Raw genomic sequence first — 21,331 nt, 5'->3', positions numbered from 1 at the left:
GCCTCACAGCGCCTTCTCGATGTCCTTGCTGAGCTTCTCGGGCTCCGTGGTGGGCGCGAAGCGGTCGATGACCTGACCGTCGCGGCCGATGAGGAACTTGGTGAAGTTCCACTTGATCTTCGAGCCGAGCATGCCGCCCTTGGAGTCCTTGAGCCAGTCGAAGAGCGGGTGCGCGTCGTCGCCGTTGACGTCGACCTTGGAGAACAGCGGGAACGTCACGCCGAAGTTCTTCTCGCAGAAGTCCGAGATCTCCGCCTCGCTCCCGGGCTCCTGGTTGCCGAACTGGTCGCACGGGAAGCCGAGCACGACCAGGCCCTGGTCGGCGTAGGTGTCCTGGAGCTGCTGGAGGCCCTTGTACTGGCCGGTGAAGCCGCACTGGGAGGCGGTGTTCACGACCAGGACGACCTTGCCGTCGTACTGCGAGAGGTCCGTGTCCGTGCCGTCGATGGCAGGCGCCGAGAAGTCGGAGAGAGAAGTCATGCCACGAGTCTGCCAAACCGTCGCCAACCGGCCGGCCGGGTCCGTCAGGAGGCGGTGACGCTGATCTCCTGCTCGCGGGTGGTCGGGCAGCCCGGACCGTCGCTCACAGCCCTGAGGTCGAGGGTGGCGCGGGTGGTGCCGATCGTGCGACCGGCTCCGTCCACCACCTCGACCACCACCCCACCGGGCTCACCGGGCTCACCGGGCTCGCCGGGCTCGCCGGGCTCGTCGAGGTCGACGTCGAGGTCGGAGAGCGCGACGTCGACGACGTACTGGGTCGCGGGGGCGGTGACCTCCTCGCACACGTCGTCCTGGCACACCTCGATCCGCACCTCGTGGTCGTCACCCACGGTCGACCCGTCCAGCTGGACCTCCAGCACGTCACTGGCCGACTCGTCGCCGCAGCCCACCGCACAACCGGTGGTTCCGGTGGCGGCCGCCACCAGCCCACCGACGAGGACCGCCCACGCGACCACGCGACGCCCGGGTGCGGTCATGTCCCGGAGCCTGCCACCGGTGGGGCGTCGAAGGGCTCGCCGAAGCGTCCGGTGAAGGCCCACTCCGCCAGCGGTCTGCGCGTGCGGTCGCGGTGGTCGCGGGCGGCCGTGCGCTCGTCGACCTCGCCTGCGTCGCCCGGCACGCCGACGGCGATGCCGGTGAGGAGCTGGTGGGAGGGAGGTACGCCGAGCGCGTCGGCCAGGGCGTCGTGGTCGAAGCCGGCGAACTGGTGGGCGTGCAGCCCCATCGCGCGTGCCTGGAGGGTGAGGTGTGCGGCGGCCTGGCCGACGTCGTAGAGCGCGTAATCGCTGAATGCTGGCGCATCGGCCTCGGCGCCGGAGCGGACGTGCGCCGCGGTGACGAAGACGACCGAGGCCCGCGGGACCCACCCGGAGTTGCCGCGGCTCAGCGTCGCGACCAGCCGGTCGTGGTTGGCGGTGCCCGGCACGCACACGAAGAACAACCAGGGCTGGCTGTTGCCCGCGCTCGGCGCCCACTGAGCCGCGTGCAGGAGGGTCTCGATCTCGTCGTCGCCCAACCGGTGCGCGGCGTCGTACACGCTCGGGCTCCAGCGCGAGCGCAGCGGCTCGGCGAGGTGCTGGGCGCCGGGCTGGGGCGCTCGCGGGTCATCGCTCATGCGCCGAGTATGTCCGGCGGAGACACGCGGACATCGGTCGGCCGAGCACCCGGGCGCGAGCGTGCCGATGACCCTCGGGACAGACCAACGCCCGCGCGTCTGCGGCTCACTCGTCGAGGGCGTCGAGCTCGCGCAGCGCGGACTCCCACCGTTCGCGCCGCTCCGCGTCGGTCTGCTCCCACCACTTCGGGCCACGCTCGCCGAGACCGGTCTTGGCCAGCTGCGTCCGGTGCCGGGTGGCGGCCAGCTCGGCGTCGTCGCGTGCGGTCCGCACGCCGGACCTGCCCCGGCCGAGGTGGGACTTCAGGCGGGCCAGCTCGTCGGCCGGGATCGCCGGGTCCGTACGCCGCCAGCGCCGGCCATCGACGACGAGCCACTTCTCGTCCTCCGTCGGGGACTCGTCGCGCTCGGCCATCCGTCGAGGATGCCCGACGACGACGAAGGCCCCGGACCGTGGTCCGGGGCCTTCGTGGTTGGTGCGCGAGGGGGGATTTGAACCCCCACGCCCTTTCGGACACTGCGACCTGAACGCAGCGCGTCTGCCGTTCCGCCACTCGCGCATGAAGCAGAGGGAAGGCTACCCCACGCCTGAGGCGCCCTCCCAATCGGCCGTGCCCTCGCGCGACGCCGTCGGCTGGGGTCACCCCTCGGGCGGGGCGGCACCCGTGCACACCGGTGAGCGGCCGGTACGCTCGGCGACACCGATCGGGCGGCGTGTGAAGCCTGCCCACCACAACGACGTGACGCCAGCGCGAGGAGAGGAGGCCCGGAGTGAATGCGCTCCAGAGGTTCGAGCAGCGGCTCGAGTCGGTCATCTCAGGCGTGTTCGCCCGCGCCTTCCGCAGCGCCGTGCAGCCGGTCGAGATCGCCGCGGCGCTCCAGCGCGAGTGCGACAACAACGCCCAGGTGCTCAGCCGCCAGCGCAGGCTGGTGCCCAACGACTTCCACGTCGAGCTCTCGGCGGCCGACCTGGAGCGGATCGTCGGCCTCGGCCGCGCGCTCGAGCAGGACCTCGTCGACCAGCTCCAGGACCACGCCGACGCGCAGGGCTACGTCTTCACCGGCCCGGTCAGCATCGCCTTCGAGTCCGCCGAAGACCTGACGACCGGCCGCTTCCGGATCCGCTCCAAGGCGCAGGCGAGCGTCACCGACAACGACCAGCGCACCCGCACGCGCTCCTCGCACGCCACGCTCGAGGTCAACGGCACCCGCCACCCGCTGCGCCCGCCCGGGCTGGTCATCGGTCGCGGCACCGAGGCCGACCTGCGCATCAACGACCCCGGTGTGAGCAGGCGCCACCTCGAGCTCGAGGTGAGCATCGACGGCGTCGAGGCGGTAGACCTGGGGTCGACCAACGGCATCCTGGTCGACGGCACGAAGGTCGCGCGGGCGCGCCTGCGCGACGGCTCCACGATCAAGATCGGGCACACCGAGATGACCGTCCGCATCGACGGCGGGCGCGACGAGGCCGGGGGCTGGAATGTCTGAGCTGACCCTCTTCCTGATCCGCGTGGCCTTCCTGGCCATCCTGTGGATCTTCGTGCTGTCGGCGATCTCGGTGATCCGCTCCGACATGTTCGGCGCCCGGGTGCCCGAGACGGCCCGCGGCGGCGCACCCGCGCCGACGGGTCGCAAGGGCAACGGCAAGCCGAGGAAGCCGCGGCGGGGCGCTCCCACCCACCTGCTGGTGGTCGAGGGCGACAGGCCGGGCACCCGCGCCGAGCTCGCGGACGCCCCGCTGCTGATCGGACGCGGCAGTGACGCGGCGATCAAGCTCGACGACGACTACGTCTCCACCCGCCACGCCCGTGTCGCGGCGAGCGGCGACGAGTGGTTCGTGGAGGACCTCGGCTCCACCAACGGCACCTACGTCGGCCCGGTCCGCATCACCCAGCCCACCACCATCGGCGTGGGCGTCCAGGTGCGGGTCGGCAAGACGATCCTGGAGCTGCGCAAGTGATGTACCTCCACTACTCCGCGATCTCCGACGTCGGGCGCGTACGCCGTGAGAACCAGGACAGCGGCTACGCCGGTCCGTGGCTGCTGACGGTCTGCGACGGCGTCGGCGGTGCGGTGCGCGGCGACCTCGCCTCGAGCACGGCCGTGCAGGCGCTCCGCAAGCTCGACCAGGAGCCCGACGACGACATCCTCGGCCAGGTGGCCGGTGCCGTGCACCGCGCGGACGACCGGATCGGCGAGCTCGTCGAGGAGGACCCCGACCTCAACGGCACCTCGACCACCGCGACCGTCGCGCTCTTCGACGGCACCCGCTTCGGCATCGGCCACATCGGCGACAGCCGCGCCTACCTCTACCGCGGCGGCGAGCTGCGCCAGCTCACCCACGACCACACCTTCGTGCAGTCCCTCATCGACGAGGGCCGCATCACCGAGGAGCAGTCGCGGACCCACCCGCACCGCAACCTCATCCTCAAGGCGCTCGACGGCATCCGCCACGAGGAGCCCGACCTCTTCGAGGTCCCCGCGGAGCCCGGCGACCGCGTCTTCGTGTGCAGTGACGGCGCCTGCGGCACGCTGAGCCCCGAGCGGATGGCCGACATCCTCTCCACCGGCACCCCGGACTTCGCCGCGGTCGAGCTGGTCCGCGCCAGCCTCGAGGCCGGCAGCACCGACAACGTCACCTGCATCGTCGCCGACGTCTCCGAGGAGCCGCCGCCGGACGACCTGGTGCCGCTCCTGGTGGGTGCCGCGGCCGAGCTGCCCCGCCGGATGCCGCTCGGCGGCGCCGTGGGCGGGCTGTTCCGCGGCCACCGCTCCGGTGACACCGGCGAGATCGCACCGGTCCCGGCCGACGTGCCCGAGGGTGCGTTCGCCGCCGACCCGATCGACCCCGAGGCCGCCCGCTACGCCCCGCGCGACCCGGGCCGCTACGCCTGGCTGCGGCGCCTGCTGGTCGCCGCGGTCCTGCTCGGCATCGCCTGGGTCGTCCTTGCGGCCGGCTGGTCGTGGAGCCAGCAGCAGTTCTACGTCGCCGAGCAGGACGGCCGGGTCGCGATCTTCCGCGGCATCGACGCCGACCTGCCCGGTTTCTCGCTGTCCCACGCCTACGAGGTCACCGACGTGGAGCTCGCCCGCCTCAGCGACATCGACGCCGAGACGGTGCGCGAGGGCATCGAGGCCGACGACCTGGACGAGGCGCGGATGACCGTCGACAACTACGCCGCGCGCCAGGACGTCGACGCAGGGTGACGGGGGTGCTGCGATGAGTCAGACCGGGACCCTGATGGGCTTCGTGCACCGGCGCCGCCGGGGCGCGGAGCTGTTCCTGCTCGTCCTCGCCCTCGCGGTCGGCATCGGCGCCTACGCCGCGGTCGGCCTGGGCCTCGAGGGTCAGGTGCCGGCCGACATCGTCGGCTACGGCGGCTGGCTCACCGCGCTGATCGTCGCCGCCCACGTGACCGTGCGCATCGTCGCGCCGTACGCCGACCCGGTGCTGCTGCCGCTGGTGGCCGCGCTCAACGGGTTCGGACTGGCCATCCTCCGCCGCCTCGACATCACCTACGAGGCGCTCGGCGACCCGCACACGTTCGCCCGCCAGCAGCTGGTGTGGATGACGCTCGGCGTCGTGCTCTTCATCGTCACGCTGGTGCTCATGCGCGACCACCGCGTGCTGCAGCGCTTCACCTACACCGCCGGCCTGACCGGCATCGTGCTGCTCGTCCTGCCGTTCCTCCCGCTGATCGGCCGCGAGATCAACGGTGCCCGCATCTGGATCAACGTCGCCGGCTTCAGCTTCCAGCCGGGCGAGGTGGCGAAGGTGATGCTGGTGATCGCCTTCTCCGGCTACCTCGTCCTGCACCGCGACGCGCTCGCGCTCGCGGGCCGGCGCGTGGTCTTCGTCGACCTCCCGCGCGGGCGCGACCTGGGCCCGATCATGGCGATGTTCGGCATCTCGATGATGATCCTGGTGCTCCAGAACGACCTGGGCTCCTCGCTGCTGTTCTTCGGCCTCTTCCTGGCGATGCTCTACGTCGCCACCGAGCGGCCCGGCTGGCTCGTCGTGGGGGCCGCCCTGTTCGCGGCCGGCGCGCTGGCGGCGTACACGTTCGTCGGCAACGTGCAGAACCGTTTCAACTTCTGGCTGGACCCGCTGGACTACTACGACGACTCGCCCGGCAGCTTCCAGCTCGTCGAGGCTCTCTTCGGGCAGGGCTGGGGCGGGTTGATCGGCCGCGGCTTCGGCGACGGCTTCCCCGAGCGCGTGCCGTTCGCCTACTCCGACTTCATCGTCTCCACGATCGGTGAGGAGCTCGGTCTGACCGCGGTCATGGCGATCGTGCTCTGCTACGGCCTGATCGTCGAGCGCGCCCTGCGCATCGCGCTGATCTCCCGCGACGGCTTCGGCAAGCTGATGGCGGTCGGCCTCGGCGCGATCTTCGCCCTCCAGGTCTTCGTCGTCATCGGCGGTGTCACCGGCCTCATCCCGCTGACCGGCCTCACCACCCCGTTCCTCTCCTACGGAGGCTCCTCGCTGGTCGCCAACTGGGTGGTCATCGCCCTCCTGCTGCGCATCTCCGACCAGGCGCGGCGCCCGGCACCGCGACTGGACCCGGTCGACGACTCGGCCGCCGACAGCGAGCACACCCAGGTGGTGAAGCTGCGGTGAACAAGCCCATCCGCGTCGTCGCGGTCTTCTGCCTCGTCCTCTTCATGGCGCTGCTGGTCAACTCGACCTACCTGATGTACGTCCGCGCCGACGAGCTGTCGGAGGACCCGCGCAACCGCCGCATCCTCACCGCGACCTACTCCCGCGAGCGCGGGGCGATCCTGGTCGGCGACGAGGCGATCGCGCGCAGCGTGCCGTCCGACGACAAGTACCGCTTCCAGCGGACCTACTCCGAGCCCTTCAAGTACGCCCACGTCACCGGCTACTTCGCCTACTTCAGCCAGACCGGCGTCGAGCGCTCCCAGAACGCGGTCCTCTCCGGCGACGACTCGCGCCTGTTCGTGACCCGCCTCGTCGACATGCTCAGCAACAGCGACCCCAAGGGCGGCAACGTCCAGCTGACCCTCGACGCGGCCGCGCAGGACGCTGCGTGGAACGGCCTCGAGGCGCTCCCCGGCGACGCCCAGGGCGCGGTCGTGGCCCTCGAGCCGACGACCGGTCGGGTCCTGGCGATGGCATCGACCCCGAGCTACGACCCCAACGTCCTGGCCTCCCACGACTTCGGCGCGGTGAGCGAGGCGAGCGAACGTCTCAACGAAGACCCGCGCGAGCCGCTGGTCAACCGTGCCATCGCCACCACCCTGCCTCCGGGGTCGACCTTCAAGCTCGTCACTGCGGCGGCCGCGATCGAGTCCGGCGACTACGACGCCGACTCGATGGTGCCCGGTGGCTTCCGCTACCAGCTGCCCCAGTCGTCGACCACCATCGGCAACTACGACGGCGGCAACTGCGGCGGGCGGCGGATCACGATGACGCAGGCGCTGCAGGTCTCCTGCAACGTCACGTTCCTCAGCCTGGCCAACGAGCTCGGCACCGAGGCGATGGCCGACCAGGCTGAGGCCTTCGGCTTCAACTCCACCTCGCTGGAGGACCTCCCCGGCCAGGCGAAGTCGCTCTACCCGCGCGACATGGACGCCCCTCAGACCGCGATGTCCGGCATCGGCCAGTCCAGCGTCACCGCCACTCCCCTGCAGATGGCGATGGTGGCCGCCGCGATCGCCAACGACGGTGACGTGATGCGCCCCTATGTCGTCGACGAGGTGCGCGCTCCCAACCTGTCGGTCCTGGACCGCACCGACCCGGAGACGATCAGCAAGGCCATCTCGAGCAGCACCGCCGACGAGCTCACCGAGATGATGGTGGCCACGGTCGACTCCGGGACCGCCTCCCCGGCGCAGATCCCGGGCGTCGAGGTCGCCGGCAAGACCGGCACGGCGCAGTCGAGCGGCGACCGTCCGCCCTACGCGTGGTTCGTCTCCTTCGCCCCCGCCGAGGACCCGAAGGTCGCGGTCGCGGTGCTGGTGGAGTCGAGCGACACCTCCCCCGACGAGATCGGCGGCGGCGCCCTCGGCGGACCGATCGCCAAGGCGGTCATGGAGGCGGTGATCAACCGGTGACCACCCTGTCCCCGGGCGGCCACGTCGACGACGCCCGCCGCTACGTCCTGGAGTCCCGCATCGCCACCGGCGGCATGGGCGAGGTCTGGTCGGCCCGCGACACCGTGCTCGACCGTGCCGTCGCGGTGAAGGTGCTCAAGACCGAGTACGCCGACGACGCGCTCTTCCGCACCCGCTTCGAGACCGAGGCCCGCCACGCGGCAGCCCTCCAGCACCCCGGCATCGCGTCGGTGTTCGACTACGGCGAGAGCTCCCTCGACGACGGCTCGGGAACCCCGCGCCCCTACCTCGTGATGGAGCTCGTCGAGGGCCAGCCCCTGTCGGCGCTGCTGCGCCCCGACGCACCGCTCGACCCCGCAGCCGCGCAGGACCTGCTCGCGCAGGCCGCCGACGCGCTCGGCGTGGCCCACGCCGCCGGCATCGTGCACCGCGACGTCAAGCCCGCCAACCTGCTCGTCACGCCCGACAGGCGGGTCAAGGTCACCGACTTCGGCATCGCGCGCGCCGCGGAGGGCATGGCGCTGACCAGGACCGGCGAGGTGATGGGCACGCCCGCCTACATCTCCCCCGAGCAGGCCGAGGGCGGCACCGCGAGCGCCGCCTCCGACGTCTACTCGCTCGGCGTCGTCGCCTTCGAGTGCCTCGCCGGGCGCAAGCCCTTCGTCGCCGACAGCGCCGTGGCCACCGCGATCGCCCACCTGCGCGACCCGGTGCCCGACCTGCCCGCCTCCGTGCCGGGCGACCTCGCTGCCGTCGTACGCCGTGCGCTGTCCAAGGCGCCCGGGGACCGCTACTCCGACGGCGCCGAGCTCGCCCGCGCGCTGCGTGAGCCCGCCGGGGCCGCGACCGTGGTCGCACCGGCCGTGGTGCCGCCGGCCGGCTCCTCGACGCAGGTGATGCCGGCCGTGGCGCCGGCCGCGCCCGCCGCTGCCGCCCCTGTTCCCGCGCCCGCGCCCGCCCGACGGCGTACGCCGGTGCCGTGGCCGCTGCTGCTCGGCATCGCCGCCGTGCTCGCGGCCGTGCTGCTGGCGGTGTGGCTCGGCACCCGCGACGACACCGACTCCACCTCAGGTCAGACCGACACCCCCTCGCAGACGCCCGAGCCGTCGCAGACGCCGACCGGGACACCCACCGAGACCCCGACCGAGACGCCCACGGAGACCCCGACGGAGACGCCCACGGAGACCCCGACCGAGACGGAGTCGCCGGAGCCCGCCACCGTCGAGGTCGACCCGGCGGCCTACGTCGGACGCGACCGCAAGGACGTCGAGAAGGAGCTGCGCGACCTCGGCCTCGACCCGACGCCGGTCGAGCTGGAGAACCCCGGCGACCAGCCCGAGGGGATCGTGGCCTCCGTCGAGCCGAGCGGCACCCTCCAGGAGGGCGACACGGTGACGGTGAGCTACTGGGCGAAGGTGCCGCCGGGCCAGGAGAAGCAGGACGACGGAGAGGGCGACGAGGGATGACGCAGCCGGAGCCGACGCTGATCGGCGGCCGCTACGAGCTCGGCGAGCTGCTCGGCCGCGGCGGCATGGCCGAGGTCCGCAAGGGCAAGGACCAGCGCCTGGGCCGCACGGTCGCGGTCAAGCGGCTGCGCACCGACCTGGCCAGCGACGCCACCTTCCAGGCGCGCTTCCGGCGCGAGGCCCAGTCCTCGGCGTCCCTGAACCACCCGGCGATCGTCTCCACCTACGACACCGGCGAGGAGATGGCGACCGACGGCTCCGGCGTCGCCCAGCCCTACATCGTCATGGAGTGCGTCGAGGGACGCACCCTGCGCGACATCCTGCGCGAGGGTCGCAAGATCCTGCCCGAGCGGGCGCTCGAGATCACCGCCGGCGTGCTGGCTGCGCTCGACTACAGCCACCGTGCGGGGATCATCCACCGCGACATCAAGCCCGGCAACGTGATGCTCACCCCGTCCGGCGACGTCAAGGTGATGGACTTCGGCATCGCGCGCGCGATCTCCGACGCCTCCTCCACGATGACCCAGACCGCGGCCGTGGTGGGCACCGCGCAGTACCTCTCTCCCGAGCAGGCCCGCGGCGAGACCGTCGACTCGCGCTCGGACGTCTACTCCACCGGCTGCATGCTCTACGAGCTCCTCACCGGCCGTCCGCCGTTCGTCGGCGACAGCCCGGTGGCAGTGGCCTACCAGCACGTCCGCGAGCCAGCCTCGCCGCCGTCGGACCTCGACGACCAGCTCGACCCCGAGATCGACGCCATCGTGATGAAGTCGCTGGCCAAGCGGGTCGAGGACCGCTACCAGAGCGCCGCGGCGATGAAGGCCGACATCGAGCGCTACCTGTCCGGCCACCCGATCCAGGCACCCGCGGTCCTCCCGACCGCGGCCGACACGCAGTACGTCCCCGCGACGCCGCCCGCCGACGCGACCGCCACCATGACCGCCGCACCACCGCCCCGCCAGGGCCAGGAGCAGCAGTCGTCCGGCGGGCGTACGGCGTGGTGGGTGCTGGGCGGCCTCCTCCTCGTGCTCCTCCTCGGGTTCGGCGCCTACCTGCTCAACGGGGTGCTCTTCGAGGACGCGCCCGAGCGCGACCCCGTTCCCAACCTGGTCGGGCTGACCGACGACGAGGCGCGCCTCGCGATCGCCGACGCCGGGCTCCGGGTCGGCCGCGTCACCCGGGAGACCTCCGACACCGTCGAGGCCGACCGGGTCATCGAGCAGCGTCCCAACCGCGACGTCTTCGTCGACCCCGGCAGCTCGGTCGACTTCGTGCTGTCCCTGGGCCAGCCCGAGGTCGAGGTGCCCAGCGTGGCCGGGAACCTCCGCGCCGACGCACGTGCCCAGCTCATCGCGCTGGGCCTGCGCGTCCGGTTCCAGGCGGAGGACTCCGACGAGGACCGCAACGAGGTCCTGCGCACCGAGCCTGCCGCCGGCACCTCGGTGGCGGAGAACACCATGATCACCGTCGTGTTCTCCGACGGCCCCGAGCAGGTGCCGGACGTCCGCGGCCTGCAGGAGCGCGAGGCCGAGCGGGCCATCCGCGAGGCCGGCTTCGTCGCCGACGTACGCACCGACCCGGCATCCACCGAGCCGCGGGGCACGGTCGTCGACCAGATCCCCGTGGGCGGCACGCTCGACCAGGGCAGCACCGTGACGATCTTCGTCTCCGCGTTCGAGGAGCCGACCGAGACGCCCACCGAGACCCCGACCGAGACGCCCACGGAGACTCCCACCGAGACCCCCACGGAGACTCCGACGGAGACGCCGGTGCCCACCGAGACCCCGACCACCCCGACCCCACGCGTCTCGCGCGACTGAGCGGGTGCGGCGCTCAGCCGTCGATGGGCGTCGCGTAGGTGAGGTCGAGCAGTCCGGCGTACGCCGGTGCGGTGACCGACTCGACCTGGGTCATGTCCCAGGAGACGCCGCCGCCCGGGATCGCGGTGTAGTCGCGGTAGGTCGCCAGGATCGGGTCGGTGGTGAGCTCGGACTCGAGCTGGGCGGTGTCACCGATGCCCACGATGACGTAGGGCGGGGAGTAGGGCAGGCCGTGCAGGGTCACCTGGTTGCCCTCGCACTTGATGCCGGTGGTGGAGATGAGTCGCTGGCCCTGGATGGTGACGGCCTCGGCGCCGGCGTTCCACATGGCGTTGGCGACGGCCTGGATGTCCTGCTGGTGCACCACCAGGTCGTTGGGTTCGCCCTCGTAGGCGAGCCGCGCCTCCAGGGAGGCGTCGTCGAGCACGACCTGGACGCCCGCGCCGGTCTTCTCGGTCAGCCCGGCGGGGTCGACGAGCGTGGCGATCTCCCGCTGCACCCGGCCGACCGACCGGTCGCCGAGCTGCGTGCTCAGCGCCTCGACCTCGGCGTTGAGCGCCGCGACCCGCTCGGTGAGGGCGCCGGTCTCGTCGCGCTCGGCGCGCACCACGGAGTCGAGGTCGGTGAGGCGGCCACCGCGCAGGTCGAGGCCGTCGCTCTGCTCCGCGCTCACCGCGAAGAGCACGCCGCTCAGCAGCACCACGACCGGCGTCGCCACCCGCCAGAGGCGGTGGCGTGCGGGGCGCACGTGTGAGTGGGGCGACATGGCGACTACGCTAACCCCCCGTCGGGTGCTACGCAGCCTCGGCGAGGTGTCGACGTACGCCGACGAACCGCATCAGCCAAGCCACAGGAGCAGCAGTGTCGAAGTCCACGACGGTCACCACCGGGGAGAAGAGCTCGCTCGTCACCCCCAGGTTCCTGATCAGTCTCCTCCTGGTCGTCGCCGGCATCGGCTGGATCGTCTACTACTACGTCGGCCCCCGCGGCAACCCGCTCGCCTTCCCGCCCGTCGAGGGCTCGCCCAAGGCCATCGCCGACCTCGGCGACTGGAACTACGCCATCGGCTTCGGCCTGCTCATGCTCGGCCTCATCGTCGCGGCGCACCCCTCCACCCCCCTCGGGCGTGGCCGGGGTGTCGTGGTCGGCATGCTCGGCTGCTTCCTGGTCGGACTGATCTGGATCTGCACCTTCTACGTGTTCTCCAACGACCTCTCCAGCCTGTGGGTCATGAACGACCTCGGGCAGTGGAACCTGGTCGTCGGGATCGCCTTCATGGCAGTCGGCTTCAGCTTCGCGACCAAGTGGGAGTAGGTTCTCCCTCGGCCCGGTAGCACGGGCCCCGCGCCTCGAGCGGTGAGTGAGGCGCCTTCCTGGGGAAGGGAAGGCGTCTCTCTCACCGCTCGAGTCGATTTCGGGGCGCTCGCGCGCTCGGCGTACGCCCGCGCCCGGGGTTGTCAGGCTCTCCCGGAGGTTGTCAGGCCGTGCAGAGCCCGACAACGTCGGGGATCCCCGGCCAGCCGGGGATCCCGAATGAGCAACGCGCCCGGCCGCCCCTCGCACACCTGTGCGGTTCTCCACATTGTGGAGAACTCCTGTGGAGAGTTACACGCGTGTAGTTATCCACACCTGTGTGCACACCTGTGGAACAACAGCAGACGCAGCACGGCCCCCGTTCCGAGTCGTACGACGCGGGGCGGGGGCCGTCCGCAGTGCGAGGGGATCAGCGCTGCCGGTCGGCGACGATGTCGTGCAGGACCTGCTGGGCCAGGGCCGACAGCGGTGTCCCCTGCTCCCGGCTGCGCTGCACCAGGAGCGTGAAGGCCTCGTCCATCTCCACGTCCTCGGTCTCGGCCAGCACCCCCTTGGCGCGCTCGATCACCACGCGGCCAGCGAGCGCGGCGCGGACCCGCTCGGCGATGACCATCGGTTCGTTCTCCACCCGGGCCTGCATCAGCGCGAGGGTGCAGATGTCGGCGAAGGACCGGGCGAGCTCTGCCTCGTCCCGGCTCAGGACGCGTTCGCGGCTCCAGAAGAGGTTCACCCCTCCGAGCACGCGGTCGTGCCACCGCATGGGCACCGCGTGGACGCTGCGCACGCCCGCCTCATCCATCGCGCGCCCGAAGTCCGGCCAGCGGGCGACCACGTCGTCAGGACCCGACGCGGACACGCTCTCGCCCTCGTCGATCGCCGTCACGCAGGGCCCGCTGTGCAGCTGTGACTGGTAGAGCTCGAGCTCGATCGCCCGGTGCGACGTGGCAGCCAGCATCTCCAGGCCGTGCTCGCCCGACCTCACCAGCACGCCGGCGGTGTCGGCACCCAGCAGCTCCGCGCAGTCCGCGAGGAGCACGTGGATGGTGCTGGAGCCGTCGACGCCCCGGACCATGGCCGCATTGGCGGCGGCAAAGGCCCGAGCACTCGTGATCGGCACGGTCACGTCACTCTCCTTCCACTTCGAAGCTCGAGAAGTTGATCTCGCGGCGCACCACGCGCGCGGCGACGTCGCTCACGTCGGTGTCCAGCGCGTAGGCGTGGCCGCGGAGCAGCGCCAGGGCGTCCTCTGCCGTGACCCGCACCTGCGCCATCACCATCCCCGTCGCCTGGTGGACCGCGCTCCGCGAGCTCCAGGACTCGCTGCCCTGGGGCTGCTCGTCCACTAGCTCGGAGGCGTCGACGAGGAGCGCGGCACCCACCGCGTTGGCCAGGAACGCCATCCGCGCCGGCTCCTGCGACAGGCCGCGCGTGCCGCGGGTGTAGAGCGTGGCGACCCCGCTGACCTGGCCGTCGGCGTGCAGGGGAATGGCATGGATGGTCAGCGGGCCGTGGCGCGCCTCCACGGCGTGGGCCAGCATCGGCCACCGCTGGTCGGCGTCACCGTCGAGGTGCGCCGTCACCATCTGCTCCGACCTCGCCGCTTCGTAGCCGGGCCCCTCACCGGCGATCTCCTGCAGTCCCTCGAGGTCACGGGCCACCTCGTCGCTGGCGCAGACCGTGGTCTGGCTGTCGGAGAGGTACTGCATGGTGATCGCGACGCCGTCGGCCCGGAGCATGCGACGGATCGCCTCGCCCAGGCGCCAGGTCTGGGGCTCGTCCGTCGGCAACGTGGCCAAGGTGGCGGCAAGGTCCGAGAGCAGTCGTCCCCGCACCGACAGTGGCAGGTCACTCACCTCGTCGCTACCCTCCGCGTAGGACTGCCGCATGGCCGCAGCAGCGCGTTCCACCCTACTCACGCCACGTGGTCGCCCGGTTGCGCTCCCTGCCGGTTTCCCTAAAGGGGGGAACCAAGGACGCATTCCGCCGACGCAGGAGCGTACGAGTGAATCCCCATGACATCGTTGCCGAGCTGACTCGGGTCGCCGAGCAGCTGCACCTTGCTGCGGACCCCAGCGAGACGGCGGGCGAGGCCGTGGACTACACCCGACGCCAGCTCGGCGCCGACCACGCCGGCATCACCCTGATCAGGGCGGGCGGCCGGTTGGAGACCGTCGCACCCACGGACGCGGTCGTGGAGCAGGCCGACCACTTCCAGTACGAGCTGAACGAGGGCCCGTGCCACGACAGCGCCTGGCAGGGCAGGACCCTCGTCGCCCAGGACCTGGCCGCCGAGACACGGTGGCCGGCCTGGGCACCCAAGGCCGTCGAGCTCGGTCTCGGCAGTGCCCTGGGCGTGGAGCTGATGAACAAGTCCGCCGATCGCAGGCTCGGGTCGGTCAACCTCTACTGGGAGCGCCCGCGGACGTTCAGCGGCGAGGAGGTCGAGCTCGCCCACCTCCTGTCGCGGCACGCCGCCATGGCACTCGTGGCGTCCCTCAACTCCCAGGGACTGCGACTGGCCATGGAGGGCCGCAAGCGCATCGGCCAGGCCCAGGGCATCCTCATGGAGCGCTACGGCGTCGACGAGGACCGGGCCTTCGCCATCCTCAGGCGCTACTCCCAGGACCACAACATCAAGCTGCGCGACCTCGCCGAGCAGCTCGCCACGACGCTCCAGCTGCCCGAGCAGCCCACCGGCGGGCCGGTCCGGCCCGCCGGCACGTGACGGTCGTCGTCAGGCGAGCGCGAGACCGCGTGCCACGGCGACGACCAGCAGCACGACGGTCAGCAGGCACAGGCCGATCCACTGGACGGCCGTGCGCCGCGCACGGGGAGCGTAGGCGACCACGGCTGCGGCTGCCGCGCCGGCGACGAAGCCCCCGAGGTGGCCCTGCCAGGAGATCCCACCGACGACCAGGCCGTAGACGCTGATCGCGACACCGAGGCCGAGGTTCTGCAGGAGCGCCCGGGTGTCCAGCCGCGCCTTGCGGGCCACCACGAGCAGCGCGCCGAGGAGGCCGAAGAGGGCGCCGGAGGCCCCGACGGTCGATCCGGACGGGCTGCTGAGCAGCATCACGGCCGCGGAGCCGCCGACCGCGCTGACGAGGTAGACGGCCAGGAAGCGGGTGCGGCCGATGATCCCCTCGAGGGCGGGGCCGAAGAGCAGCAGGGCGAACATGTTCATCGCGACGTGCCAGATCTCCACGTGGGTGAAGGCGCTCGTCAGCAGCTGCCACCACGCGCCGTCGGCCACGCCTGCGTGCCACACCCCGTCACTGCCGGGGACCAGGTTGCAGGCGGCCTCGCTCGGCAGGCCGGGGTAGTACTGGTTGGGCGCCGAGCGCGACCCGCAGCTGCCGGTCGGGGAGAGCGCCAGCAGGTCGGCGACCCGCGAGAGGCGACCACCGGTGGCGGTGATCGCGAGCCAGACGACGGCGTTGATGCCGATCAGGACGTACGTCGTCAGGCGGGGGTCCGCGCTGCGCTCGCCGCCGTACATCGCGCGGTTCTGGCGCGAGTTCTTGTTCGCCTCCTTGACGCAGTCGGGGCACTGGAAGCCCACGGCGGCGTCGCGCATGCAGTCGGGGCAGATCGGCCTGTCACAGCGCTGGCAGCGGATCCAGGTCTCGCGACCGGAGTGCCGGTAGCAGGTGGGCACCCCGGTCGCGGCCGGGTCCTCGGACGGTTGGGTCATGAGGAGGAAGTGGTCAGGTCTGCGTCAGCGCTCGACGGTGACCGACTCGATCACCACGGCGTCCGTGGGACGGTCCATGGCGCCGGTCGGGGCGCTGCCGATCGCGTCGACCACGTCGCGGCTGGCCTGGTCGGCCACCTCGCCGAAGATGGTGTGCTTGCGGTTGAGCCACGGGGTGGCGCCCAGGGTGATGAAGAACTGCGAGCCGTTGGTGCCGGGACCGGCGTTGGCCATCGCGAGCAGGTAGGGCTTGTCGAAGACGAGCTCGGGGTGGATCTCGTCCTTGAACGTGTAGCCCGGGCCGCCGGTGCCGGTGCCGAGCGGGCATCCGCCCTGGATCATGAAGCCCTCGATGACGCGGTGGAAGCCGAGGCCGTCGTAGTACTTCTCGCCGCTGCGGCCGGCGTCGTCGCGGTAGTCCTTCGTGCCCTCCGCGAGGCCGACGAAGTTCTCGACCGTCTCGGGGGCGTGGTTCGGGAAGAGCTCGATGACGATGTCGCCCTTGTTGGTCTTCAGGGTCGCCTTCAGGTCGGCCATGGGGTGTGCCTCTCAGCTGTCTGTGGGGTGGGCCTCGCGGGCCCGCGTGCGCCTCGATCCTGCCACGCACCGCCACCCACCCGGACGGGGCTGGTCGCCTCAGGGTGGGCATGGTGAGATGGAGCCACAACTGACAGAGGAGGTCACGCATGCCTTTCCGCCGCAAGAAGTCCCTCATGGACCGGGCACACGACTACGTCGAGCAGGTCTCGGAGACCGTTCTGCCCCACCTGGAGTCCGCGTGGGAGCAGGCCGTGGACAAGGCCGGGCCCGTCATCACCGACGCGCGCGAGAAGACCCAGCCGCTCATCGCCGAGGGCCGGGCCCTCGCCGCCGAGAAGGCGTCCGTGGGCGCCGCGCTCGCGAGCGAGAAGGCCGCCGAGGCCCGTGAGAAGGCCGCACCGCTCCTGGCCGAGGCCAGGGCCACCGCCAGCGAGAAGGCGTCCGTGGGCGCCGCCCTCGCGGCTGAGCGCGCCGCGGCCAGCCGCGACGTCGCCGCCGCGAAGGTCAACGAGCTGCGCGGCATCGAGCCCGAGCCCAGCGGGGGCCGGCTCAAGAAGTTCCTGCTGCTGGGCGGCCTGCTCGCCCTGGGCGGCGTGGTGTTCAGCAAGCTCCGCGCCAAGCAGGACGCCGAGGCCAACTGGCAGTCGAGCTACGTCCCCCCGGCCCCGCCGGCGGCACCCTCGACCCCCCAGGCGCCCGCCTCGGCACCGGTCACCCCGGCCACCACGTCCGGTGACCCGTTGAGCGACCCGCTCACTGACGACGTCACCGCGGACGACGTGGTCACCGCCGAGCCCCCGGCCGCCGAGGACATCGGCGGCGGAGCGCCCGGCGAGGCGATCAGCGACTCGGTCGAGGAGGCCCACGAGGCCACCACGCCCGACGCGCCCGCCGAGGTCATCGACATCGACGACGTGCCGCAGAAGAAGTAGCACCACCGCGACATCGCCCCGGGCGGTGTCCCGGCCACACTCCCGCACGCCGGGGTCCGTGGCCGGGGCACCGCCCGGTGTGCGTCCACACCCCTCGTCCTCAGGTCGCGTCCGGCGGCCGGTTGGCCTCGATCCACTCGTCGATCTGCTCCCACCAGCCGTAGAGCCACTCGATGCGCTCCTCGCGGTCCTCGGGGATCTCCGCGCGCGGGACCTGCCACCACCGCATGGTGATCTGCTTGTCCATCGGCAGCTCGCGCCACAGGTCGCTCACCGTCACCAGGTGGTCGAGCCCGGTGTGGGCGACCATCAGCACGTCGGCGTCCGGTGCCGCCTGCAGCGCCGCCAGCACGCCGCCCGGACGTGGCGCCAGCACGTGGATCATCTCCTCCGCGCGCACGGCCATCCGCTCGAGGCCGAGCTTGCGGAGCCGCGCGATGCCGCGGTCGCGGCGCTGCGGGGTGAAGTTGCCGCCCTCGGGGAAGATCACGAAGGCGTCGTTGTCGTCCAGGCCCGTGGCCAGCGCGGCGATCTGCGACTCCAGGTCCTCTCCCGCGACCGGGTTCGGGGAGATGAAGCGGGCCGGGATGCGGTTGAGGATCACGTCGATCGCAGGGTCCCACGCAAGGGTGTTCTTCAGCACCACCCGCGGCTCGCGGTGGTACCAGTGCAGCAGGGCGTACATCAGGATGAACGAGTCACCCGGGCCCGCGTGGCGGCACATGACCAGCACTGGGCCGTCCGGGTGGCGGGTCGGGTGCGGACCGTCGGTGCGGATGCGCAGCGCCAGCACGCGCCGGGCCTCGCGGAAGAAGACGATGAGCGTGCCCTGCACGAGGTCGTAGTGGATGCCGGCGAAGTAGGGCGAGCGGATCCGCCACCCGCAACCGCTGGCGAGCCACAGGCCCAGCAGCACGACCAGCAGCAGCGTCTCGAAGCTGAGGTAGACCACGACGAGCCACAGGAGCCGCAGCGCACGCCAGCGGCCGGGCAGCACCGGTGCGAGCGCGGCGGCGACGAGCAGCCAGGCCGGCAGGGTCACCCACAGCAGCACGGTGAGCGTGATGACCGTCGGCGCGACGACGAGACGGCGCAGCGCCCAGACGCCCGGGTGGCTCACTCCCGGCGCCCTTCCACCGGCCCGAGGGCCTCGTCGAGGTAGTCGCGGGAGGCGGCGTACGTCGCCTCGATCCGGGCCTCGACGCCGCCGAAGTCGCGGTGCGAGAGCAGCGAGTCGTCGCGCGCCGACGTGCCGCCGGCAGGGAGGACGTGCGCCTCGACGCCCTCGGGGATGGTCGCCATGTCGCGCATGAAGCGGTGCCGCCTGGCCACCTCGAAGCTGACCCGCGCCACGTCCCACGGCCGGGTGGGCGGCGTGAGGGGGCGGTCGATCCGGCCGACCTGGAGCACGAAGACCCGTGTCGCGCCGAGCTCGACGGCCCGGCCCACGGGGATGGAGTTCACCAGGCCCCCGTCGAGGAAGTGCTCGCCGTCGATCTCGGCAGGCGGCAGGAGACCGGGTACGGCGGCGCTGGCGAGGATCGCTGGCACGAGCGGGCCGCTGGTGAACCAGTGCTCCGCCGCGCGCTCGATGCTGGCGGCGCAGACCTCGAGGCGCACGGGCAGGTCTTCGAAGCGCGCGTCGCCGAGCTCGTCGGTGAGCCGCCGTCGCAGCGGCGCGGAGGAGTAGATGTGGGTGCCGGTGGAGACGGCCCTGCGGACCGTGCGCAGCGGCCGGTCGCCGTACACGTCGCGGGACCGCGCAGTGGACGCCCACAGCCCGGTGAGCCGCTCCACGACCGCGAGCTCGGGCTGGCGCGCCACCAGCGCGCCGTTGAGCGCACCGACGCTCGTGCCGACGACCAGGTCGGGCACGATCCCGCGCTCGAGCAGCGCACGCAGCATGCCGACCTCGACGGCGCCCAGGACGCCACCACCGCCGAGCACGAACGCGGTGCTGCCGTTGGTCGAGGAGGGACGAAGTCCCGTCACGAGACCCGGGTCCTCACGTCAGGCCAGCTCGGGGTGCTCCGCGCGCACCCGCTGCGTCGCGCGGTGCTCGGCCCAGAACGACAGCACCGGGATGGTGCCGCACGCCAGCGTGACCAGCGTGAACGGCAGGTCCCAGCCGGCCCGGCGCGAGAGCGCGAAGGCGCTGAAGAGGAAGATCATGTAGAGCCAACCGTGCGCGACGCCGAGGTAGGTCGTGATGACCTCGCCCAGGTTGTTGAGGTCGGAGCCGGTGGTCACCCAGGCGGGCGTGCTGTCGAAGACGCCCCACATCGGGGAGCCGTCGAAGTTGGCCAGCGGGACGCCGACCAGGCAGAGCACCACGAGGAGCACACCGACGATGGTGGCCATGACGCGGTAGGCGGTGAGGTTGCGGGACACGGCGCCAAGGTATCGGGTGCGGCCTACCCCGCCGACGGGGAGATCTCGGCAGCAGTCGCGTCCCGGCGCCAGCGCCACCAGATGAAGGCGGCGAAGCCCCCGAAGACCCACCACTCGACGGCGTAGAGCAGGTTGCGGATGCCGGTCGCGCGACTCGGGGTGGGCAGTGCCTCGAGCTCGGCGGCCTCGAGTCCGTCGGCGGGCTCCTGGGCGATCAGGTAGGCGGAGTAGAGGTCCACGTCCACCCGCTGCACCGCGTCCGCGACGCGGATCTCGGGGAAGACGTCGTCGTCGGGGTCGTCGTCGGTGACCAGACTGCCGTCGGGGGCCTGCAGCCACCCGGTCAGCTCCGCGTCACCCGCGACTGCGAGCAGGTCGGCCTCGGGCTCGGGTGCCCACCCGCGTACGACGAGCACGGCGGCGTCGCCGACCTGGAGCGGGTCGACGGCCCAGTAGCCCGACCGGCCGCCCTGCTCGCGGTCGGCGACCCAGAAGCCGCCGTCCAGCCACTCGCCGGCGACCTCCACGGGTCGCCCGAGGTCGGGTGCGGGGAACGGGTCGTCGTTGCCCATCACGTCGGTCAGCGGCACCGGTGCGATGCCGGTCAGGTCCCGGGCCTCGGCCTCCCGGCTGGCCTGCCAGGCGTCGTACTGCCACGTCCCGAGCAGCCCGGCGATGCCGACGAGCACGAGCGTGAGGACCGCGGCACCGAGGTCGGTCAGCAGGCCGGGTCGGCGGGAGGTGCTCACGGGCTCGATTGTCCCAGCCGGACCTGAGCCGACTCCCGGCGGTGGTCCCCGGTCGCGTGCGAGCATGTCGGCCATGGGGGTGCTGCTCAGCGGGGTCGCGGTGCGCAACGGTGACCTCGACGAGGTCGTCGACGTGTTCCTCTCGATCGTGCGCGGCGTCGGCCACCGGGCGGAGGCGCTCGCGGGACCACACCGGGACACCGAGTCGTCCGACGTGCTCTGCACGTCGTCGCCGGGATGGGTCACCCTCGTCCCGCACTACGTCGTCCCGCCCGAACGCCTCGCCGCCGAGATGACCCGCCGCCTCGACACGGTGGCCTCGGCGATCACCGTCTACGAGGACGTCTTCTGGACCCACCACCTCGTCGATCGCGGTCACGTGGTCGACAGCTTCGCCAACCTCCCGGGCTACTTCGGCGAGCAGGACTACGTGCACGGCCACGAGGGCGACCCCGACCTCGTCGCGGCGGGGCTGGGCGCGGACGCCTCGGCCATCGCGCCCTACTTCCGGCAGATCTCCGTACGTCGTGCCCGGTCCACGCTGCTCCCGGCGCCCAAGGCTCATCGCGACGACGAGTACGACCTCCTCGACGGGTGGGTGGTCGTCGAGCTGTGGCGCCGCATGGGGATCGCGTGGCCCGACCCGTCGGGATCCGCCACGACCCGCATCCCTCTGGGCAGGGACGCCATGGACGCCCTCTCCTCCTGGCTCCGGGGCTCCTGACCGCC

Annotated in this window: 24 protein-coding genes and 1 tRNA gene; 11 read left to right on the top strand and 14 right to left on the bottom strand. The window is 72.1% G+C overall.

Annotated features, from left to right (window positions below):
• Positions 1-3: 3 nt before the first annotated feature.
• The 5 genes from CFI00_RS00185 to CFI00_RS00165 form a co-directional block, all read right to left on the bottom strand.
• A complete protein-coding gene (locus tag CFI00_RS00185; RefSeq protein ID WP_207083350.1) occupies positions 4-480 on the bottom strand; it encodes a glutathione peroxidase in 477 nt (158 codons plus the stop codon).
• A gap of 44 nt (positions 481-524) precedes the next feature.
• A complete protein-coding gene (locus tag CFI00_RS00180) occupies positions 525-977 on the bottom strand; it encodes a hypothetical protein (RefSeq protein ID WP_207083349.1) in 453 nt (150 codons plus the stop codon).
• Positions 974-1,615: a nitroreductase family protein gene (locus CFI00_RS00175; protein ID WP_207083348.1), complete on the bottom strand. Its 642-nt coding sequence runs from the start codon at positions 1,613-1,615 to the stop codon at positions 974-976. The genes CFI00_RS00180 and CFI00_RS00175 overlap by 4 nt, the downstream gene beginning before the upstream one ends.
• Before the next feature lie 106 nt (positions 1,616-1,721).
• The gene (locus tag CFI00_RS00170) at positions 1,722-2,030 is read right to left on the bottom strand and encodes a hypothetical protein (protein WP_207083347.1); all 309 of its coding nucleotides are present in this window, start codon (positions 2,028-2,030) and stop codon (positions 1,722-1,724) included.
• A 59-nt stretch (positions 2,031-2,089) separates the two neighbouring features.
• Positions 2,090-2,175: transfer RNA gene (locus tag CFI00_RS00165), tRNA-Leu, on the bottom strand.
• A 211-nt stretch (positions 2,176-2,386) separates the two neighbouring features.
• Between CFI00_RS00165 and CFI00_RS00160 the strand changes: the two genes are divergently transcribed.
• The 7 genes from CFI00_RS00160 to pknB are packed head-to-tail and all read left to right on the top strand — an operon-like array spanning position 2,387 to position 10,982.
• Positions 2,387-3,103, top strand: coding sequence for a DUF3662 and FHA domain-containing protein (locus tag CFI00_RS00160; RefSeq protein ID WP_207083346.1), 717 nt, complete (start codon positions 2,387-2,389; stop codon positions 3,101-3,103).
• Positions 3,096-3,575 carry an FHA domain-containing protein gene (locus CFI00_RS00155; protein WP_207083345.1) on the top strand — a complete coding sequence of 160 codons (480 nt, stop codon included), beginning with the start codon at positions 3,096-3,098 and terminating at the stop codon, positions 3,573-3,575. Before CFI00_RS00160 ends, CFI00_RS00155 begins: the two co-directional genes overlap by 8 nt.
• Positions 3,575-4,822: a protein phosphatase 2C domain-containing protein gene (locus CFI00_RS00150; RefSeq protein WP_207085301.1), complete on the top strand. Its 1,248-nt coding sequence runs from the start codon at positions 3,575-3,577 to the stop codon at positions 4,820-4,822. The genes CFI00_RS00155 and CFI00_RS00150 overlap by 1 nt, the downstream gene beginning before the upstream one ends.
• Positions 4,823-4,835: 13 nt before the next feature.
• Entirely contained in the window at positions 4,836-6,239 is a 1,404-nt protein-coding gene (locus CFI00_RS00145) for an FtsW/RodA/SpoVE family cell cycle protein (protein ID WP_207083344.1), read from the top strand.
• Positions 6,236-7,696 carry a penicillin-binding protein 2 gene (locus CFI00_RS00140; RefSeq protein WP_207083343.1) on the top strand — a complete coding sequence of 487 codons (1,461 nt, stop codon included), beginning with the start codon at positions 6,236-6,238 and terminating at the stop codon, positions 7,694-7,696. Before CFI00_RS00145 ends, CFI00_RS00140 begins: the two co-directional genes overlap by 4 nt.
• On the top strand, positions 7,693-9,162 hold the full coding sequence (locus tag CFI00_RS00135; RefSeq protein ID WP_207083342.1) for a serine/threonine protein kinase: 1,470 nt from the start codon (positions 7,693-7,695) through the stop codon (positions 9,160-9,162). Before CFI00_RS00140 ends, CFI00_RS00135 begins: the two co-directional genes overlap by 4 nt.
• Positions 9,159-10,982 carry a Stk1 family PASTA domain-containing Ser/Thr kinase gene (gene pknB, locus CFI00_RS00130; protein ID WP_207083341.1) on the top strand — a complete coding sequence of 608 codons (1,824 nt, stop codon included), beginning with the start codon at positions 9,159-9,161 and terminating at the stop codon, positions 10,980-10,982. Before CFI00_RS00135 ends, pknB begins: the two co-directional genes overlap by 4 nt.
• A gap of 13 nt (positions 10,983-10,995) precedes the next feature.
• Here the strand turns inward: pknB and CFI00_RS00125 are convergent, their stop codons facing one another.
• A complete protein-coding gene (locus CFI00_RS00125) occupies positions 10,996-11,748 on the bottom strand; it encodes a DUF881 domain-containing protein (RefSeq protein WP_207083340.1) in 753 nt (250 codons plus the stop codon).
• Between the two features lie 95 nt (positions 11,749-11,843).
• Between CFI00_RS00125 and CFI00_RS00120 the strand changes: the two genes are divergently transcribed.
• A complete protein-coding gene (locus CFI00_RS00120; protein WP_207083339.1) occupies positions 11,844-12,296 on the top strand; it encodes a cell division protein CrgA in 453 nt (150 codons plus the stop codon).
• A 409-nt stretch (positions 12,297-12,705) separates the two neighbouring features.
• On the opposite strand, the gene CFI00_RS00115 is transcribed toward CFI00_RS00120, so the two are convergent.
• Both CFI00_RS00115 and CFI00_RS00110 read right to left on the bottom strand, forming a co-directional pair.
• Positions 12,706-13,419 carry a GAF and ANTAR domain-containing protein gene (locus CFI00_RS00115; RefSeq protein ID WP_207083338.1) on the bottom strand — a complete coding sequence of 238 codons (714 nt, stop codon included), beginning with the start codon at positions 13,417-13,419 and terminating at the stop codon, positions 12,706-12,708.
• Between the two features lies 1 nt (position 13,420).
• Positions 13,421-14,149 carry a GAF and ANTAR domain-containing protein gene (locus CFI00_RS00110; protein ID WP_207083337.1) on the bottom strand — a complete coding sequence of 243 codons (729 nt, stop codon included), beginning with the start codon at positions 14,147-14,149 and terminating at the stop codon, positions 13,421-13,423.
• A 149-nt stretch (positions 14,150-14,298) separates the two neighbouring features.
• Between CFI00_RS00110 and CFI00_RS00105 the strand changes: the two genes are divergently transcribed.
• Complete coding sequence (locus CFI00_RS00105; protein ID WP_207083336.1) at positions 14,299-15,021, top strand: GAF and ANTAR domain-containing protein; 723 nt, start codon at positions 14,299-14,301, stop codon at positions 15,019-15,021.
• 9 nt (positions 15,022-15,030) lie between these two features.
• On the opposite strand, the gene CFI00_RS00100 is transcribed toward CFI00_RS00105, so the two are convergent.
• Both CFI00_RS00100 and CFI00_RS00095 read right to left on the bottom strand, forming a co-directional pair.
• Positions 15,031-15,990, bottom strand: a complete 960-nt coding sequence (locus CFI00_RS00100; protein WP_207083335.1) for a rhomboid family intramembrane serine protease — start codon at positions 15,988-15,990, stop codon at positions 15,031-15,033.
• Between the two features lie 24 nt (positions 15,991-16,014).
• Entirely contained in the window at positions 16,015-16,527 is a 513-nt protein-coding gene (locus CFI00_RS00095) for a peptidylprolyl isomerase (RefSeq protein WP_207083334.1), read from the bottom strand.
• A gap of 149 nt (positions 16,528-16,676) precedes the next feature.
• Here CFI00_RS00095 and CFI00_RS00090 point away from each other — a divergent pair, with 149 nt between their 5' ends.
• Positions 16,677-17,462, top strand: coding sequence for a hypothetical protein (locus tag CFI00_RS00090; protein ID WP_207083333.1), 786 nt, complete (start codon positions 16,677-16,679; stop codon positions 17,460-17,462).
• A 100-nt stretch (positions 17,463-17,562) separates the two neighbouring features.
• On the opposite strand, the gene CFI00_RS00085 is transcribed toward CFI00_RS00090, so the two are convergent.
• From CFI00_RS00085 to CFI00_RS00070, 4 genes are read right to left on the bottom strand one after another with little or no spacing between them, the layout of a single operon-like run.
• A complete protein-coding gene (locus CFI00_RS00085) occupies positions 17,563-18,582 on the bottom strand; it encodes a lysophospholipid acyltransferase family protein (protein WP_242532606.1) in 1,020 nt (339 codons plus the stop codon).
• Positions 18,579-19,454 carry a patatin-like phospholipase family protein gene (locus CFI00_RS00080; protein WP_242532605.1) on the bottom strand — a complete coding sequence of 292 codons (876 nt, stop codon included), beginning with the start codon at positions 19,452-19,454 and terminating at the stop codon, positions 18,579-18,581. Before CFI00_RS00080 ends, CFI00_RS00085 begins: the two co-directional genes overlap by 4 nt.
• An 18-nt stretch (positions 19,455-19,472) precedes the next feature.
• Complete coding sequence (locus CFI00_RS00075) at positions 19,473-19,853, bottom strand: DUF3817 domain-containing protein (protein WP_207083332.1); 381 nt, start codon at positions 19,851-19,853, stop codon at positions 19,473-19,475.
• A 23-nt stretch (positions 19,854-19,876) separates the two neighbouring features.
• Positions 19,877-20,602: an SURF1 family protein gene (locus CFI00_RS00070; RefSeq protein ID WP_207083331.1), complete on the bottom strand. Its 726-nt coding sequence runs from the start codon at positions 20,600-20,602 to the stop codon at positions 19,877-19,879.
• Between the two features lie 64 nt (positions 20,603-20,666).
• On the opposite strand from CFI00_RS00070, the gene CFI00_RS00065 reads away from it, so the two are divergent.
• Entirely contained in the window at positions 20,667-21,326 is a 660-nt protein-coding gene (locus CFI00_RS00065; RefSeq protein ID WP_207083330.1) for a hypothetical protein, read from the top strand.
• The last annotated feature ends 5 nt before the right edge of the window (positions 21,327-21,331 follow it).

Origin of the sequence: Nocardioides sp. S5, from assembly GCF_017310035.1 — a bacterium.
GTDB lineage: Bacteria > Actinomycetota > Actinomycetes > Propionibacteriales > Nocardioidaceae > Nocardioides.
This window is presented reverse-complemented; position numbering and strand designations above follow the sequence as displayed.